The sequence below is a fragment of the Streptomyces sp. NPDC059092 genome (genome assembly GCF_042756365.1).
Taxonomy (GTDB): Bacteria; Actinomycetota; Actinomycetes; order Streptomycetales; family Streptomycetaceae; genus Streptomyces.
In genome coordinates, this window is record NZ_JBHZEJ010000153.1 from 1 (window position 1) to 2229 (window position 2229).

Genomic DNA, 2229 nt, shown 5'->3' on the forward strand with positions numbered 1-2229 from the left:
ATGTCGCAATCCACACCGAACCCGGAAGGCCCTCACTCGTTCAAGATCACCCCGCCGTGATTGCTGTCACCAACCTCCGTGGACAGAACACCTAGAGCGACCATTCGGATTACGGGTCGCATCACGAACTCCCGCCCGGCTGGGGCCCGGAAGCCCCGTCCGGGTGGGGACACCGCTCCGCTGTCACTGCCGGAAGCTCTGGTGGCGGAGCGGCTTCACACCCCGCGCACGGGCTGCACACATGCCCACGGTGCTCCACCCTTGCCGGGTGGGGCCCGGCGCCAGCAGAGTGCAGATACGGCCCCGTCGCTGAAGTTCGGAAGCTCCAGCGGCGGGGCTCTTCTTTGTGTCAGAGTGTTAGTGGTTTCCGCACGTTGAGTCTGCCGTAGGCCGCACCGAGCGGCAGCAGCACCAGCCCGAGGGTGAGCGCCGAGTGGGTCTGCGGCGGCAGCAGGACGCTCAGCGACAGCAGGATCGCGCAGGCCACTGTCACCGGATGGCTGCCGAACCGGCGGCAGAGCCGGCCGGTGACCATCATGGTCGCCACGGCGCCCGCGGAGACGCCGAGCAGGGCGAGGCCGAGATCGCTCGCCGACGCCCCGGTTTGTTCCTTGATCGCCGGGATGCGGACCACCCACCCGGCGAACAGGAAGCCGTCGAGGGCGAAGAACACGGTCAGGGCCGTGCGAAGGCGGGTGAGCGGGGAGCGGGCGGGGGCCGGCCGGTGGTGGTCCCCGAGAGAGCCGTCCGCATTTTGTTTAGAAGCGGCACAAAGTGAGGATAGGGGCCCGGGGCCGTCCGTACAAGGCGACGTGGGGCGTCCCGCGGAGTTCGCCGCCCCTTCGGATCATGGGAGACTCGCCCCCATGAACGGCAAGGGGACCACGGCCAGGACACGGCTGGAGAGAGGCCGCGGCGCGCTCGGCCCGGCGCTGGAACTGGTTCACACGGGCCGCGCGCCCACCCGCGCCGTCCTGACGGCGGAGCTGGGCGTCACCCGCGCCACGGCGGGCGCCGTCGCCGCCGAACTGGAGGCCCTCGGTCTGATCCGGGTGGACTCCAGGCCGGGCGCCGCCGCCGGCTCCCAGGGCCGTCCTTCGCACCGGCTCTCCGTCGACGAGGCGGGCCCCGTCGTACTCGCCGCCCAGGTCCACGCCGACGGCTTCCGGGCCGCGCTGGTCGGGCTCGGCGGCCGGATCGTCGCGACCGCCCCCGGTCGCGGTACGGCCTCCGCCGACCCGGCGCAGGTCCTCGGCGAAGTCGTCGAGACGGGCGCCGGGCTGCTGCGCGCCGCCGGACGACGGTGTGTGGGCGCGGGCCTCGCCGTGCCCTCCGCGGTCGCCGAACCGGAGGGCACCGCGCTCAACCCGCTGCACATCGCCTGGCCTGTCGGCTCCCGGGTGCGGGAGATCTTCGCCGAGCGGGTCCGTGCCGCGGGCATCGAGGGCCCGGCCTTCACCGGCAACGACGTCAATCTGGCCGCGCTCGCCGAGCACCGGCACGGCGCGGGGCGCGGCGCCCAGCACCTCCTCTGTGTCGCCACCGGCCACCGGGGGGTCGGTGGCGCGCTCGTCCTCGACGGGCGCCTGCACACCGGCAGTTCGGGCCTCGCCCTGGAGGTCGGCCATCTCACGGTCAACCCCGAGGGGCGCTCCTGCCACTGCGGCAGCAAGGGCTGCCTGGACGTCGAGGCCGACCCGCTCGCCTTCCTCACCGCGGCGGGCCGCACCCCGGGCCCCGAGAGTTCGCTGCTCCAGCAGTCGCGCGATCTGCTCCGTACGGAGTACGCCGACCCGGCCGTACGGGGCGCCGCCGCGGAGCTGATCGACCGGCTGGGCCTGGGGCTCGCGGGCCTGGTCAACATCCTCAACCCCGACCGGATCATCCTCGGCGGGCTCCACCGGGAACTGCTCGACTCCGACCCGGACCGGCTGCGCGCCGTCGTCGCCGACCGCAGCCTGTGGGGCCGCAGCGGCGGTGTGCCCATTCTGCCCTGCACGCTCGACCACAACAGCCTCGTGGGGGCAGCCGAGTTGGCGTGGCAGCCGGTGCTCGACGACCCGCTCGGCGCGCTCGGCCGCTGAGGGACGGCCACGGGCCCGGCGAGGCGGCCCCGCCCGGGGCCACTGGACCGTGCGGGTGACTCCGATGACTTCCACGAGTGCCATGCGTTCGGGGGCGGACGCGGCTCGGCCGTACGCACCGGGTGTACGCCGGTTCGTACGGCCG

General features: G+C 73.6%; 1 protein-coding gene and 1 pseudogene. One reads left to right on the forward strand and one right to left on the reverse strand.

Translation table 11 applies throughout. From position 1 onward, the window contains the following. Window positions 1-370: 370 nt before the first annotated feature. A pseudogene (locus ACFXPL_RS37095) lies at window positions 371-679 on the reverse strand (MFS transporter); the annotation flags it as partial. A gap of 187 nt (window positions 680-866) precedes the next feature. Here ACFXPL_RS37095 and ACFXPL_RS37100 point away from each other — a divergent pair. Then, a complete protein-coding gene (locus tag ACFXPL_RS37100) occupies window positions 867-2084 on the forward strand; it encodes an ROK family protein (RefSeq protein WP_384927582.1) in 1218 nt (405 codons plus the stop codon). Window positions 2085-2229 lie beyond the last annotated feature (145 nt).